The organism is Micromonospora craterilacus (assembly GCF_003236315.1).
Classification (GTDB): Bacteria; Actinomycetota; Actinomycetes; order Mycobacteriales; family Micromonosporaceae; genus Micromonospora; species Micromonospora craterilacus.
This window is the reverse complement of sequence record NZ_POTY01000200.1, coordinates 1-13,443: the sequence shown is the minus strand read 5'-3', so window position 1 is coordinate 13,443 and position 13,443 is coordinate 1. Positions and strand designations below refer to the sequence as shown.

Sequence of the window (13,443 nt, the reverse complement as noted above, 5' to 3'; positions counted from 1 at the left end):
GCCCTCCCGCGGGTCGGAGGACGAGGCCTGGCGGACGGCGGCCGACGAGGGCTGGTCGCGGGCCAGCCGGGCGGCCGAGCCCACCCCCGCCGGGACGACCCGGTCCGGGCTGCCCAAGCGGGTGCCGCAGCAGCAACTCGTACCCGGCGGTATCGAACCTCGCAGCGGGCGGGAGCACAGCCGCCGTACGCCGGACGAAGTACGCGGCCTGCTGTCGGCCTACCACCGTGGCGTCCAGCGTGGGCGGACGGCCGGCGCGAGTCAGAACAGCACCTCGACCAAGGAGACGAGCCGATGAACAGGCCAGCGGCCATGCAGGACATGGGTTGGCTGCTCAGCAACTTCGCCGACAGCGTGGCGGGTATCGCCCACGTGGTTGCGGTGTCCGCGGACGGGCTGCTGCTCGCTTCCTCCCGCGACCTGCCGGCGGACCGAGCGGACCAGCTTGCCGCGATCACCTCCGGTGTGGTCAGCCTGACCGAGGGTGCCGCGCGGATGTTCAGCGCCGGCGGGGTGTTGCAGACCGTCATCGAGATGGACAGCGGCTACCTGTTCCTGATGTCGATCAGCGACGGCTCGTCGATGGCGGTGCTCGCGGCACGCAGCTGCGACGTCGGCCAGGTGGGTTACGAGATGGCGCTGCTGGTGGAGCGGGTCGGCGCGGCGCTGGTGCCGCTGCCCCGGGACGCGGTGCGGTCGTAACAGGTCCGGCGCGACCGCGCCGGACGTAAAGGGGGACCCGGCGGTGCGCCGGCGGACGGGAGAGGAGGTGATCGCGAATGGAGCCGCGGCGTGACCCACGTGGTGCGCTGGTCCGACCGTACGCGGTCACCCGGGGCCGGACCGAGCCGCTTCAGGACATCGCCCTGGAAGCGGTGCTGGTCGCCAGCCCCACCCAGATCGCCGAGTCGCGGTTCGCCGGGCATGACAAGCATCGCATCGCCATGGTCTGCGAGGGTCGGCCCGAGTCGCTGGCGGAGATCGCCGCGTACACCCGGCTGCCGCTGGGTGTCGCCCGGGTGCTGGTCGCCGACATGGTGGCCGAGGGCCTGTTGACGCTACAGACGGCCGCTCCCGCCACAGGTTACGAGGAGCGGATGGAAATGCTGGGAAGGGTGCTGAGTGGACTTCGCGAGCTATGACCCCGCCGGGGCCCGCCAGAGCCGGGGAATCATCTCCGCGAAGATCGTCGTCGCGGGGGGCTTCGGTGTCGGCAAGACGACGCTGGTCGGTGCGATCTCCGAGATCACACCGCTGACCACCGAGGCGGTGATGACCGCGGCGGGCGTCGGTATCGACGATCCGTCCAAGGTGCCGGGCAAGGAGACCACCACGGTCGCCATGGACTTCGGCCGGATCACCATGGCGCAGGATCTGATCCTGTACCTCTTCGGCACACCCGGGCAGACCCGGTTCTGGTTCATGTGGGACGAGATCATCCGAGGTGCGGTGGGCGCTGCGGTTCTGGTGGACACCCGCCGGATCACCGACGCGTTCGCCCCGCTGGACTACTTCGAGAACCGCAAGCTGCCGTACGTGGTCGCGCTGAACCGGTTCGACGGTGCACCGCAGTACGAGCTGGACGAGGTACGCGAGTCGCTCGCCATCTCGCCGGATGTGCCGCTGGTGATGACCGACGCCCGGCATCGCGATTCGGTCAAGCGGGTGCTGGTGACCGTCGTCGAGCACGCCATGGCCCGGCTCCAGGCCGAGCACGACCGGGGCTTCCCGACCCCGGTGGGCTGAGACTGGCGACCGTCCCTCGTGCCGGTGTTAACAAGGGGCCCTTTCTCTACCGCAGGCGTTAAGAAGGGGCCCTTCCTTCGGGTCAGTCGATGCGGAGGCGGTAGCCGCGTTTCACGACGGTCTGCACCACCCGCGGCGCCTTCAGGCCGGCCCGCAGCCGGGCCACCGCCATCTCCACGGCGTGTTCGTCGGCGCCGCGCGGCAGCGTCCGCAACAGGGCGGTACGCGACAGCACCCGTCCCGGCGTCTGCGCCAGGGCCCGCAGCACCGCCATCGGCGCCGGGGCGAGCGGGCGCAACTCGCCGTCCACCACCGCCGCGTGACCGCGCAGGGTGAGCAGATGTCCGGCGACCTTGATGGTGACCGTCCGCCGGGGCAACTCGTCGACGATCGTGCGGACCAGCGCGCCCAGCCGCGCCCGCGTCGGCGCGCTCACCGGCACCCCGCGCCGGACCAGCGGCTCCGCGGTGACCGGGCCGACGCAGCTGGCGAGCACGTCGCCGCGCAGCGCCTCCAGCACCGTCTCCGTGCGGTCGCCGGCGGCCCGCAATAGCGCCTCCGCCGCCGGTGCCGAGGTGAAGGTGACCGCGTCCACCAGCCGGCCGGCCACCAGATCGACCAGCCGGTGCAGCGGTGCCGGGTCGGTCGGTGGCGCCCAGCGGTAGACCGGGACCTCGATGACGGTGGCCCCGGCCGCCTCCAGCGCGCGGGTGCACTCCGGCTGCCGCTCGCCGTGCAACTGCATGGCGATCACCTGCCCCAGCACGCCCCGCTGGCGCAGGTGCTCGACCACCTCGTCGCAGCTCTCCGAGCTGGGAGACCACTGGTCGGCCAGGCCGGCGGCACGGGTCACCGCGCGGGCCTTGGCGCCCCGGGCCACCACGTACGCGCCGTTGAGCACCGAGCGCAGCGGCTCGGCCAGCCCCCATCCCTCGGCGGCCTCCAACCACCCGCGCATCCCGATGCCGGTGTTGGCGATCAGGACGTCCGGCGGCCGGTCCAGGCAGGCGCGAGTGGCCTCGCGCAGTTCGGTGTCGTCCGCGAGCGGCACGATCCGCAGGGCGGGAGCGAGCACCACGCGGGCGCCCCGCCGTTGGAGCAGTGCGGCGAGTTCGTCCCGCCGCCGGTCGGCGGTCACCCCGATGGTGAAGCCGGCCAGTTCCTCGCGCATTCACCCCTCCTGTCGCAGCCCGACAGGTCGACCGGGCAGACGGCCGCGCGGCGCGGAGTTGTGGTCGCTCGGGGGTTCCGACCCGGTCGCGTCGCCGGCCGCACACCGTCTGTCATGTCGGCAAAGCGTGCCGCTGGGCGGTTTCCGGTCCGCGTCCCGTCTGTTTCGGTCCTGTCAAGAGCCGCTCACAGCGCGCCGGGATATCGGGCTGGCCAGTGATGGCCTACAATATGGAACGGAATTCCTAAGATATGGGAGGTGTCCGGTGCGAGTGGCCGAAGCGTTCGATGCGGTGGCCGGTGCCTACGACGGGGCCCGCCGGCGGCTGGTGCCCTGTTTCGACGCGTTCTACACGACGGCGGTCGAGGTGGCCGCGCCACCGCTGCGGGCCGCGCTGGCGGCGGGCCGTACCCCTGAGGTGTTGGATCTGGGTGCCGGGACCGGGCTGCTGTCGTCGCTGCTCGCCGCCGCCGTGCCGGGCGTCCGGCTGACCCTTGTCGACGCCGCGCCGAAGATGCTGGCCGGCGCCGCCGAGCGGCTGTCCGCCAGCGGCGTGGCGCACCAGGTGGTGGTGGCGGATCTGGCCGATCCGCTGCCCACCGGGCGGTACGACGCCGTGGTCAGTGCGCTGGCCATCCATCACCTGGACGACGCCGGCAAACGCGACCTCTACCGGCGGGTGGCGGCTGCGTTGGTGCCCGGTGGGGTCTTCGTCAACGCGGAACAGGTCGCCGGGCCGACTCCGGATCTGAACCGGCGCTACCACGAGGTCTGGCTGGCGCAGATCACCGCGCTGGGCTCGGACGCCGCCGAGATCGCCGCCGCCGAACAGCGGATGGCGTACGACCGGCCGGCGACCGCCGGGGAGCAGTGTCGCTGGCTGGCGGAGGCCGGCCTGGTGGACGTCGACTGCTTCTTCAAGGCGTGGCGGTTCGCGGTCTTCGGCGGTCGCGCCCCGGCAGCCGACGAGGACGCGGCAGGGCCGGGCCACGCGGGGGTATTCGGGGGATGACTGAGGGTCATACCAGTGGGTAGTCTGACTGGCATGACAGCCAAGGTGACTCTGTCGTTCTCCGACGAGACGATCGCGGAAGCCCGGCGGTTCGCCAAGCGCGAGGGGCTCTCGCTCTCCGCCTGGATGGATCAGGCGGCCCGGGAGAAGACACTGCGTGAGGTCTTCGCCGCGCACGCCGCCGCGATCGGGCGTGCCGGGCTGGATCTGGAGTCCGCCTCCCTGGCCGATGCCAGAGAGGTGGGCATGGTCGACGACCTGCTCTTCGGCGGTCGCCCGCGTGCTGCGTAGGGGTGAGGTCTGGCAGATCGACGGCGCCCGGGAGCGGCTCGGGCTGGTGATCAGCTCAGACGTCTACAACTCCACCGCAGTGCCCATCGTGATCGTGGCCGAGGTGGTCGAGGCCGCGTTGCTGCGCGACTCGCCCCTGGCGGTGCCGATGGGTGGCTGGGTGGTGATGCCTGACCGGCTATCGTCGCCGATGAAGAAATGGTTCACCGAGTGCGTTGACGTGACCGACGTCGAGACCATGCGGCGGGTCGACCGGGCGTTGCGCATCCTCCAGCAGCTCTGACCGGCCCGCTGGCGCGCCCACCGGACCCCGTTTTGACCGGCCGGTGGGGCTGCGGGTATCGTTGCCTGCTGTTGTACGACATCTGTGGGCGTGCCGCCTGAGGTACGCTTGGTCGTTCGTGCGCGCTGGTCCGGCCGGAACCTTGGTCACCTCGGCGCGCTACCCCAGACCGACGACGAGACAAGGTAGACCTGTGCGTACGTACAGCCCGAAGCCGGGTGAGATCGAGCGTCAGTGGCACGTCATCGACGCCTCTGATGTCGTGCTGGGCCGCCTGGCCACCCACGCCGCCACGCTGCTGCGGGGCAAGCACAAGCCGACTTTCGCGCCGCACGTCGACACGGGCGACTTCGTCGTCATCGTGAACGCGGGCAAGGTCGCGCTGACCGGCAACAAGCGTCAGCAGAAGATCGCCTACCGCCACTCCGGCTACCCGGGCGGCCTGAAGCAGGTCGGCTACGACGAGCTGCTCACCAAGCGCCCCGAGCGGGCCATCGAGCTCGCCGTCAAGGGGATGCTCCCGCACAACAAGCTCGGTCGTCAGCTCATCAAGAAGCTGAAGGTCTACGCCGGTGCCGAGCACCCGCACGGCGCACAGCAGCCGGTGCCGTTCGAGATCAAGCAGATCGCGCAGTGAGCGCGGGCGAAGGAATCAGCATGACCGACATCACCGCCACCGAGGTCGCCCCCGAGGCCACCGAGGCGCCGGCGCCCGTCGCCCGCGCGCCTCGTGGTGACCGCCCGATCCAGACCGTGGGTCGGCGCAAGGAGGCCATCGTCCGGGTCCGCATCTTGCCGGGCTCCGGCAAGATCACCTGCAACGGGCGTGACCTGGAGGCCTACTTCCCGAGCAAGGTGCACCAGCAGCTGATCAAGGATCCGCTGGTCACCGCCGAGAAGGCCGAGGCGTTCGACGTCATCGCCAACCTGCGTGGCGGCGGCACCACCGGCCAGGCCGGTGCGCTGCGGCTGGCCATCGCCCGGGCGCTGATCGTCAACGAGCCGGACGACCGCCCGGCCCTGAAGAAGGCCGGCTTCCTGACCCGTGACGCCCGGGTCAAGGAGAGCAAGAAGTACGGCCTCAAGAAGGCCCGTAAGGCTCCCCAGTACTCGAAGCGCTGATCTCCAGCCGCACCTTGTACTTCTGACGGACGGCCGGTCCGCCTCCCCTCGACCGGGGAGGTGGGCCGGCCGTTTCGCTTTCTCCTTTATCGGCAGTTTCATCGGAGGTTGGCGGGTATGGGCCGGTTGTTCGGCACGGACGGGGTACGCGGGCGGGCGAACGCCGACCTCACCCCGGAGTTGGCACTCTCGGTGGCCGTCGCGGCCGCCCACACCCTCGCCGAGTCGGACCGCAGCCATGCGCCGCTGGCCGTGGTCGGCCGGGACACCCGGGCCAGCGGCGAGATGCTGGAGGCGGCCGTGGTGGCCGGGCTGACCAGCGCCGGTGCCACCGTCGTCCGGGTCGGCGTACTGCCCACCCCGGCCGTGGCGTTCCTCACCTCGGAGGCCAAGGCGGACCTCGGGGTGATGCTGTCGGCCTCGCACAACCCGATGCCCGACAACGGGATCAAGCTCTTCGCGTCGGGTGGGCACAAGCTGCCGGACGAGATCGAGATGCGGATCGAGGCGGCCATCGAGGCCAACGCCACCACCGCCTGGGAGCGCCCGATCGGCGCGGGAGTGGGCCGCGTGCACGACCTGCTCGACGGTGCCGACCACTACGTGCAGCACCTCGTCGGCACGGTGCCGCACCGCCTCGACGGAATCAAGGTCGTGGTCGACTGCGCCAACGGTGCCGCGGCCGAGGTGGCGCCGACGGCGTACCGGGAGGCCGGCGCCGAGGTGATCGCGATCAACGCCGAGCCGGACGGGCTCAACATCAACGACGACTGCGGGTCGAACCACATCGACGCCCTGCGTCAGGCCGTGGTGGAGCACGGTGCGCACCTGGGCATCGCGCACGACGGAGACGCCGACCGCTGCGTGGCGGTGACCGCCGACGGTGACGAGGTCGACGGCGACCAGGTGATGGCGATCCTGGCCCTGGCCATGCGGGAGGCCGGCACGCTCACCGAGGACACGCTGGTGGCCACCGTGATGAGCAACCTCGGCCTGCGGCTGGCCATGTCCGCCGAGGGCATCCGGCTGATCGAGACCAAGGTCGGCGACCGGTACGTGCTGGAGGAGCTGCGTGGCTCCGGGCTGGCCCTGGGCGGCGAGCAGAGCGGGCACATCGTCATGCCGGCGTACGCCACCACCGGCGACGGGGTGTTGACCGGGCTGCACCTGATGGCCCGGATGGCGGCCACCGGCCGGTCCCTGGCGGACCTCGCGGCCGTGATCACCAAGCTGCCGCAGGTGCTGATCAACGTGCCGGTCGGCGACCGCACCGTCGGCGCCGCCGCCCCGGCGGTACGCACCGAGGTCGAGCGGGCCGAGGCCGAGCTGGGCGAGACCGGGCGGGTGCTGTTGCGCCCGTCAGGCACCGAGCCGCTGGTCCGGGTGATGGTGGAGGCCGCCACCGAGGCGACGGCCCGCGAGGTGGCCGAGCGGATCGCCGACCAGGTCCGTACCGCCAGCCCGGCCTGATCGACGCGGCACGGTCAGCGCTCCCGACCCGGCCGCCGTCAGGCCGGCGAAACCCGGCGCAGAAAGCGTTCCGCCAGCTCCGTCACCTGGTCGGCGTCCAGCTTCAGGGCCGGCTCGGCCACCGTCACCTCGGCCATCGCCATGCCGGGCAGCTCGGTGGGCTGCCAGCCGCCGACGAACCACACCTGCTCCTCCTCGGCGAGGGCGAGGTTGGCGTCGTTGAGGGCGTCCGCCGGGTGCGGCAGCCAGAGCCGGAACTGGTGGGTGTGCGGCGGCGCCGGATGCACCCGCGCGCCGGGCAGGGCGGCCAGCGCCGCCGCCACGTCCCGGGCGTGCGCGACGTAGCCGGCCAGCCGGGGTAGCTCGTGGTCCAGTCCGTGCAGTGCGGCGAGGGCGGCGGGCCACTGCTGGAACATGGTGCCGCCGTAGCGGTGCCGCCAGGCCCGGGCGTACCGGACCAGGTCGGCGTCACCGGCCAGCGCCGCGCCCGAGAAGCCGCCGAGGGACTTGTAGAACGAGACGTACGTGCTGTCGGCCAGCGCGGCGATCTCGGCCGTCGAGTGCCCCAGGTGGACGGTGGACTCCCAGATCCGGGCGCCGTCCAGGTGCACCCGGGCACCCTGGTCACGGGCCGCGCCGACGGTGGCGACCAGCTCGTCCCAGGTGGGCAGGACGAAGCCGGCGTCGCGCAGCGGCAGTTCGAGCAGCAGGGTGCCGATCGGCTCGTCGAGCGCGGCCACCTCCTCGGCCGTCGGGTTGCGCGGCGCGGTGGTGGTGCGGACCGCGCGCAGCCCGCCGAGCACGGCGTACGCGTCCCGCTCGTGCATGAGCGGATGGCTCAGTGGGTGCAGGCCGACGGCGTCGGAGCCGGTCAGCTCGGCGCCGTGACGCATGGCCACCTGCTGGGCCATGGTGCCGGTGGGAAAGAAGGCCGCGGCCTCGGTGCCGAGCAGTTCGGCGACCCGGTGCTCCAGCGCGGCCACCGCCCCGCCCTCGCCGTAGAAGTCGGGCAGCAGGTCGTCGGCGGCCCTCGCTCGGAGCGCGTCGAGCTGCTCGGCGACGGAGGCGGGCCGGGCTGCGGAGAGCACGGTGTCGCAGCCGCGCAACGCGGTCAGCCGGCGGACCCGCTCGGCGTACGGGTCGGTCATCGGTTCCCCTCCGCTCGGCGCAGCCGGGACACCGCCTCGGTGAGCACCTCGGGTCGTTTGCAGAACGCGAACCGGACCAGTCGCCGGCCGGCCTCGGGATCGTCGTAGAAGACCTGGGTGGGTACGGCCACCACGCCGCAGCGCTCGGGCAGCGAGCGGCAGAACTCGACGCCGTCGGAGCCGTTGAGCGCGGTGATGTCGGCGGTGACGAAGTACGTCCCCTCGGGCGTGAGCACCTCGAAACCGGCGTCGGTGAGCCCGCCGACCAACTGGTCCCGCCGGGCTTGGAGATCGGCGCGGAAGTCGGTGAAGTACGCGTCGGGCAGGGCGAGCGCCACCGCGACCGCCGGTTGCAGGGGCGCGGCGTTGACGAAGGTGAGGAACTGCTTGACCCGGAGCACCGCGGCGACCAGCGCCGCCGGCCCGCTCGCCCAGCCCACCTTCCAACCGGTGCAGGAGAAGGTCTTACCGGCCGAGGAGATCCGCAGGGTCCGCTCGCGCATCCCAGGCAGCGTCGCCAGCGGGACGTGCCCGCTCGCCGCGTCGGTGAAGACCAGGTGCTCGTACACCTCGTCGGTGACCGCGTACGCGCCGTGCTCCTGGCACAGCTCGGCGATCAGGGCCAGCTCGGCCGGGGTGAACACCTTGCCGGTCGGGTTGTGCGGAGAGTTCAGCAGCACCAGCCGGGTACGCGGGCCGAACGCGGCGCGCAGGGCGGCCGGGTCGAAGGCGTACCGCCCGTCGGGGCCGGGGTGCAGGGTGACCGGGCGTCGCACCGCGCCGGCCAGCGTGATCGAGGCGGCGTACGAGTCGTAGTACGGCTCGAAGCACACCACCTCGTCACCCGGCTCGCAGAGGGCGAGGACCGCCGCGGCGATCGCCTCGGTGGCACCGGCGGTGATCACCACCTCGGTGTCCGGGTCGTACTCCAGGCCCCAGAACCGGCGCTGGTGCGCTGCCACGGCCGCCCGCAGTTCGGGGATGCCGGGGCCCGGCGGGTACTGGTTGCGGCCGGAGCGTAGCGCCTCGGCCGCCGCAGCGAGCATCTCCGGTGGGCCGTCGGTGTCCGGAAAGCCCTGCCCGAGGTTCACCGCGCCGGTGCGTACGGCGAGAGCGGACATCTCGGCGAAGATCGTCGTCCCGAACGGGCGCATCCGGCTCACCAGCGGGTCGACATCGGTGCTCGTCACGCCCGCCAGGGTACGGGTGCGAGCCGTCGCACCGCCCGGCCCCGGCTGCGTGCTTCGTGACCCGGATTACCCACACCGCCTGATCGCTCAAATTTGGTGATTGTTTAGCCCGCTTTCGCGCAGACGCTGTGAGCGAAACTGGTTTAGGCTGGCACTCATGTGTGGAATCGTGGGTTACGCCGGCGCCCGACCGGCACTCGGCATCGTGCTCGACGGCTTGCGGCGGCTGGAGTACCGCGGCTACGACTCGGCCGGCGTCGCCGTCGTCTGCGACGGTGAGCTGCTGACCGAGAAGAAGGCCGGCAAGCTGGCCAACCTGGAGAAGGTGCTCTCCGAGCGCGCCGCCGAGGACCCGAGCGGCTGTGGCGCCAGCCCGATCGGCATCGGCGACGGCACCACCGGCATCGGCCACACCCGGTGGGCCACCCACGGCGGCCCCACGGACCGCAACGCCCACCCGCACCTGTCGCCCGACGGCCGGGTCGCGGTGATCCACAACGGCATCATCGAGAACTTCGCCAAGCTCCGCGCCGAGCTGGAGGACGACGGCGTCCAGTTCGCCAGCGACACCGACACCGAGTGCGCCGCGCACCTGCTCGCCAAGGCGCTGGCCGAGCTGCGCGCGGCCGGCCAGCCGGACAGCCCGCAGCTGCTCGCCGCCGCCATGCGGGTGGTCTGCCAGCGGCTGGAGGGCGCGTTCACGCTGCTCGCCGTGGATTCGGCGGTGCCCGGCGCGGTGGTCGGCGCACGCCGCAACTCGCCGCTGGTGGTCGGCCGGGGAGACGGGGAAAACTACCTCGCCAGCGACGTCGCCGCCTTCATCGAGCACACCCGCGACGCGGTCGAGCTGGGCCAGGACCAGATCGTCCTGATCACCGCCGACGCCATCCAGATCACCGACTTCGCCGGCCAGCCCGCCAGCGGCAAGGACTTCCACATCGACTGGGACTCGTCGGCCGCGGAGAAGGGCGGCTACGACTGGTTCATGCTCAAGGAGATCGAGGAGCAGCCGCAGGCGGTCGCGGACACGCTGCTCGGCCGGCTGACCGAGAGCGGCGAGATCTTGCTCGACGAGGTCCGGCTCAGCGATCAGGATCTGCGCGACGTGGACAAGATCTTCATCGTCGCCTGCGGCACCGCGTACCACTCGGGCCTGGTGGCCAAGTACGCCATCGAGCACTGGACCCGGATCCCCTGCGAGGTGGAGCTGGCCAGTGAGTTCCGCTACCGCGACCCGGTGCTCGACCGGTCCACCCTGATCGTGGTGATCTCGCAGTCCGGCGAGACCATGGACACCTTGATGGCGCTGCGGCACGCCAAGGAGCAGAAGGCCCGGGTGCTGGCCATCTGCAACACCAACGGCTCCACCATCCCCCGGGAGTCCGACGCGGTGCTCTACACCCACGGCGGCCCGGAGATCGCGGTCGCCTCCACCAAGGCGTTCCTCACCCAGCTGGTCGCCTGCTACCTGATCGGTCTGCACCTGGCCCAGGTGCGCGGCATCAAGTTCGCCGACGAGGTGGCGGCCGTGGTCGAACAGCTCCACCAGGTGCCGGACAAGCTGCGTGAGCTGCTCGGGCGGATCGAGCCCGTGCGCGAGCTGGCCCGCGAGCTGAAGTCCGAGCCGACCGTGCTGTTCATCGGCCGACACGTCGGCTACCCGGTGGCGCTGGAGGGGGCACTGAAGCTCAAGGAGCTGGCGTACATGCACGCCGAGGGCTTCGCCGCCGGCGAGCTGAAGCACGGCCCGATCGCGCTGATCGACCAGGGCACCCCGGTGATCTGCGTGGTGCCCTCGCCGGTCGGCCGCGGACTGCTGCACGACAAGGTCGTCTCCAACATTCAGGAGGTACGCGCGCGTGGTGCCCGCACGATCGTGATCGCCGAGGAGGGCGACGAGTCGGTCGCTCGCTACGCCGACCACCTGATCTACGTGCCGCGTACGCCGACGCTGCTCGCGCCGCTGGTGACCACCGTGCCGTTGCAGGTGTTCGCGGCCGAGATCGCCGCCGCCCGGGGACACGACGTCGACCAGCCGCGCAACCTCGCCAAGTCCGTCACCGTCGAGTAGTCGCCGGCCGGGTCACTGGCCCAGCACCACGCGCGCCATGCCGTCGAGAGCCGGGTTGGCCGGATGCCAGTAGCCGGTGTGGCCGTACCGGCCGCTCGGGAACGTCCGGCCACCGAAGCCCGGCTCGGCCGGGTCACGCCCGAACCAGCGTTCGTCGCCCGGCCCGGCCACCAGCCCCGCGAGCGTGGTGATCGGGGAGGCGCCGAGCACCGCCTGCCGGGCCAGGTCGCCCGGCGGGCGGGTCAGCCGGATCACATCGTCCGGCGCGGTGCTGGCCCACACCTGCCCGGGCGGCATGCCCAGCTCGGACGCGTGCGCCACGCCGACCCCGGGTGAGCCGAGGAAGACCAGCGCGTCCGCGGCGAGCCCGTGGTCGCGGGCGGCGGTGCCCACCACCAGCGACCCGTAGCTGTGCCCGAGCACGGTCTGCCGGGCGGCCGGCCCGTCGTGGGTGGCCCGCAGCCCCTCCTGGAACCGGTGCAGCGCATCGCCGGCCGCGCGGGCCTGCCCGTCCCGGGCCGCCTCGTGCAGGAAATCCGGAGCGTCGTAATCCAGCCAGAGCACCGCCGAGGTCTCCTGGCCCGGCGCCAACTCGGCGCAGCGGGACAGCACCCGGTCCGCCCGGCCCAGATCGCCGGTGGCGTCGTCGAGCCCGGCGGTCATTCCCGGCACGTAGGTCAACACACCGGCGGCCCGGTCCGGGTTGCCCAGCGCCACCACCGCCCGCCCCTCGCCGTCGACGTCCAGGCCTAGCAGGTACGCCCGGGGCGTCTCGGGTGACGCCAGCCGGGCGGCGAGCGCGTCCAGGCCGGCCAGGGCGGCGTCGACGCGGCGCAGCCCGGCCATCTCGACCAGCCCGCGCGGGACCCGGGCCAGCAACTGACCCCACTGCGCGAGCAGCGCCTCCCGCCGCGCTCCCAGCAGCAACCGGTTGGCCTGGTCACGGGCGGCGGTGGGGATCCCGTCCAGCCGGCCGATCAGGTCGGGTTCATACCCCACCAGCCAGCGTCGCTCGGCCGGGGTGAGCCCCGACCACCAGAGGTTGACCAGCGCGGGGGCGGTGCCCGGCGCGGGCCGGCCCGGTGGCGGCCGAGCGACCCAGCCGGACCGGGCGGCCTCCGCCAGCTGACCGAGCCGGTCGGCGGCCTCCCGGTCGGCCGCCGCGGCCAGGTCGAGCGCGCCCCGGATGGCCGACGCCACTTCGACGACCGTGGGGCCGGCCCGGTCGGCCGGCACCCGGCCGGGATCGGGCCGCACCTGCCCCCGCCGGTCGATCAGAGCCCCCGCAGCGGCGGCCAGGGCCACGGCCGCCGCGAGTCGGGCCCGGGCGGCGGTCAGCCGGGCGGCGAACTCGGCGAGGATCTGGTCGGCCTCGATCGCGGCCGGAGCGAGCGTGCGCAGCTCGGCTCGCAGCCCGGCCAGCCGCGCCTCGGCCGACCCGGCGGCCCGGCCCGACCAGCCGGACCGCAGTGCCGCCGCGCCGTCCGTGAGCTCGCGCGCCCGCCGTTCGCCCAGCCCGATCAAGCTTGCCCAGGCCATCCCGGTGGCCCGCCAGGCGGCCGGATCGGCCGTCCAGAGCTGGGCGTAGCCGACCTGTCCCGGTACGGCGTTGGCGACCCGCCCCGGCCCGGTCATCGGGGCAGGGCGGACAGCCGGGCGGCGGCCCGCGCATCCACCGACTCGTACGCCGCGGCAGCGGCGCGCACCGCGTCACCGGTGTCCGCCACTTGGGCGCCGAGCCGCCCCGACCAGGCGTGCACGGCCGCCTCCAGGGTGGCCAGCGCCGCCGCCGTCGACCATTCCCGGGCCGGTGCGGCCAGCCCGGGCACGCCGGCCAGCCCGTTAGCCAGCCGGTGGCCGGTGTCGCCCAGCGACCACCCGACCCGGTGAAGCACCTCCGGTCGCACGGTCAACTCGTCCTCGGCCATCGGCCCCTCCC

At 72.7% G+C, this 13,443-nt stretch carries 16 protein-coding genes; 11 read left to right on the top strand and 5 right to left on the bottom strand.

Annotated features, from left to right (window positions below):
* The 4 genes from C1I95_RS25305 to C1I95_RS25290 all read left to right on the top strand — a co-directional run.
* The coding region (locus C1I95_RS25305) for a hypothetical protein (RefSeq protein WP_146605835.1) at window positions 1-298 on the top strand (298 nt) is incomplete at its 5' end.
* Entirely contained in the window at window positions 295-702 is a 408-nt protein-coding gene (locus tag C1I95_RS25300; protein ID WP_092378558.1) for a roadblock/LC7 domain-containing protein, read from the top strand. The genes C1I95_RS25305 and C1I95_RS25300, both read left to right, overlap by 4 nt.
* A 77-nt stretch (window positions 703-779) precedes the next feature.
* Complete coding sequence (locus C1I95_RS25295) at window positions 780-1,142, top strand: DUF742 domain-containing protein (protein ID WP_111217333.1); 363 nt, start codon at window positions 780-782, stop codon at window positions 1,140-1,142.
* Window positions 1,123-1,746, top strand: coding sequence for a GTP-binding protein (locus C1I95_RS25290; RefSeq protein ID WP_111217331.1), 624 nt, complete (start codon window positions 1,123-1,125; stop codon window positions 1,744-1,746). The genes C1I95_RS25295 and C1I95_RS25290 overlap by 20 nt, the downstream gene beginning before the upstream one ends.
* An 82-nt stretch (window positions 1,747-1,828) precedes the next feature.
* On the opposite strand, the gene C1I95_RS25285 is transcribed toward C1I95_RS25290, so the two are convergent.
* On the bottom strand, window positions 1,829-2,917 hold the full coding sequence (locus C1I95_RS25285) for a uroporphyrinogen-III synthase (RefSeq protein WP_111217329.1): 1,089 nt from the start codon (window positions 2,915-2,917) through the stop codon (window positions 1,829-1,831).
* A gap of 265 nt (window positions 2,918-3,182) precedes the next feature.
* Here C1I95_RS25285 and C1I95_RS25280 point away from each other — a divergent pair, with 265 nt between their 5' ends.
* The 6 genes from C1I95_RS25280 (at window position 3,183) to glmM (ending at window position 7,095) form a co-directional block, all read left to right on the top strand.
* A complete protein-coding gene (locus C1I95_RS25280; RefSeq protein WP_111217327.1) occupies window positions 3,183-3,929 on the top strand; it encodes a class I SAM-dependent methyltransferase in 747 nt (248 codons plus the stop codon).
* Between the two features lie 33 nt (window positions 3,930-3,962).
* Entirely contained in the window at window positions 3,963-4,220 is a 258-nt protein-coding gene (locus C1I95_RS25275; RefSeq protein ID WP_111217325.1) for a DUF6364 family protein, read from the top strand.
* Window positions 4,159-4,503 carry a putative type II toxin-antitoxin system PemK/MazF family toxin gene (locus C1I95_RS25270; protein WP_199523903.1) on the top strand — a complete coding sequence of 115 codons (345 nt, stop codon included), beginning with the start codon at window positions 4,159-4,161 and terminating at the stop codon, window positions 4,501-4,503. Before C1I95_RS25275 ends, C1I95_RS25270 begins: the two co-directional genes overlap by 62 nt.
* Window positions 4,504-4,696: 193 nt before the next feature.
* Window positions 4,697-5,140: a 50S ribosomal protein L13 gene (gene rplM, locus C1I95_RS25265; protein ID WP_089005245.1), complete on the top strand. Its 444-nt coding sequence runs from the start codon at window positions 4,697-4,699 to the stop codon at window positions 5,138-5,140.
* 20 nt (window positions 5,141-5,160) lie between these two features.
* Window positions 5,161-5,625 (top strand): 30S ribosomal protein S9, encoded by a 465-nt coding sequence (gene rpsI / locus C1I95_RS25260; protein WP_111217337.1) that lies wholly within the window; start codon window positions 5,161-5,163, stop codon window positions 5,623-5,625.
* Between the two features lie 117 nt (window positions 5,626-5,742).
* A complete protein-coding gene (gene glmM, locus C1I95_RS25255; RefSeq protein ID WP_111217321.1) occupies window positions 5,743-7,095 on the top strand; it encodes a phosphoglucosamine mutase in 1,353 nt (450 codons plus the stop codon).
* A 38-nt stretch (window positions 7,096-7,133) separates the two neighbouring features.
* Here glmM and C1I95_RS25250 read toward each other — a convergent pair whose 3' ends face one another.
* Both C1I95_RS25250 and C1I95_RS25245 read right to left on the bottom strand, forming a co-directional pair.
* Window positions 7,134-8,243, bottom strand: a complete 1,110-nt coding sequence (locus C1I95_RS25250) for a threonine aldolase family protein (RefSeq protein WP_111217319.1) — start codon at window positions 8,241-8,243, stop codon at window positions 7,134-7,136.
* Window positions 8,240-9,433, bottom strand: coding sequence for a pyridoxal phosphate-dependent aminotransferase (locus C1I95_RS25245; RefSeq protein WP_111217317.1), 1,194 nt, complete (start codon window positions 9,431-9,433; stop codon window positions 8,240-8,242). Before C1I95_RS25245 ends, C1I95_RS25250 begins: the two co-directional genes overlap by 4 nt.
* A gap of 157 nt (window positions 9,434-9,590) precedes the next feature.
* Here C1I95_RS25245 and glmS point away from each other — a divergent pair, with 157 nt between their 5' ends.
* Complete coding sequence (glmS, locus tag C1I95_RS25240) at window positions 9,591-11,504, top strand: glutamine--fructose-6-phosphate transaminase (isomerizing) (RefSeq protein WP_111217316.1); 1,914 nt, start codon at window positions 9,591-9,593, stop codon at window positions 11,502-11,504.
* Window positions 11,505-11,516: 12 nt separating this feature from the next.
* On the opposite strand, the gene C1I95_RS25235 is transcribed toward glmS, so the two are convergent.
* Both C1I95_RS25235 and C1I95_RS25230 read right to left on the bottom strand, forming a co-directional pair.
* Window positions 11,517-13,139, bottom strand: a complete 1,623-nt coding sequence (locus C1I95_RS25235; RefSeq protein WP_111217314.1) for an alpha/beta hydrolase — start codon at window positions 13,137-13,139, stop codon at window positions 11,517-11,519.
* The coding region (locus C1I95_RS25230) for a type VII secretion target (RefSeq protein ID WP_233513871.1) at window positions 13,136-13,443 on the bottom strand (308 nt) is incomplete at its 5' end. The genes C1I95_RS25230 and C1I95_RS25235, both read right to left, overlap by 4 nt.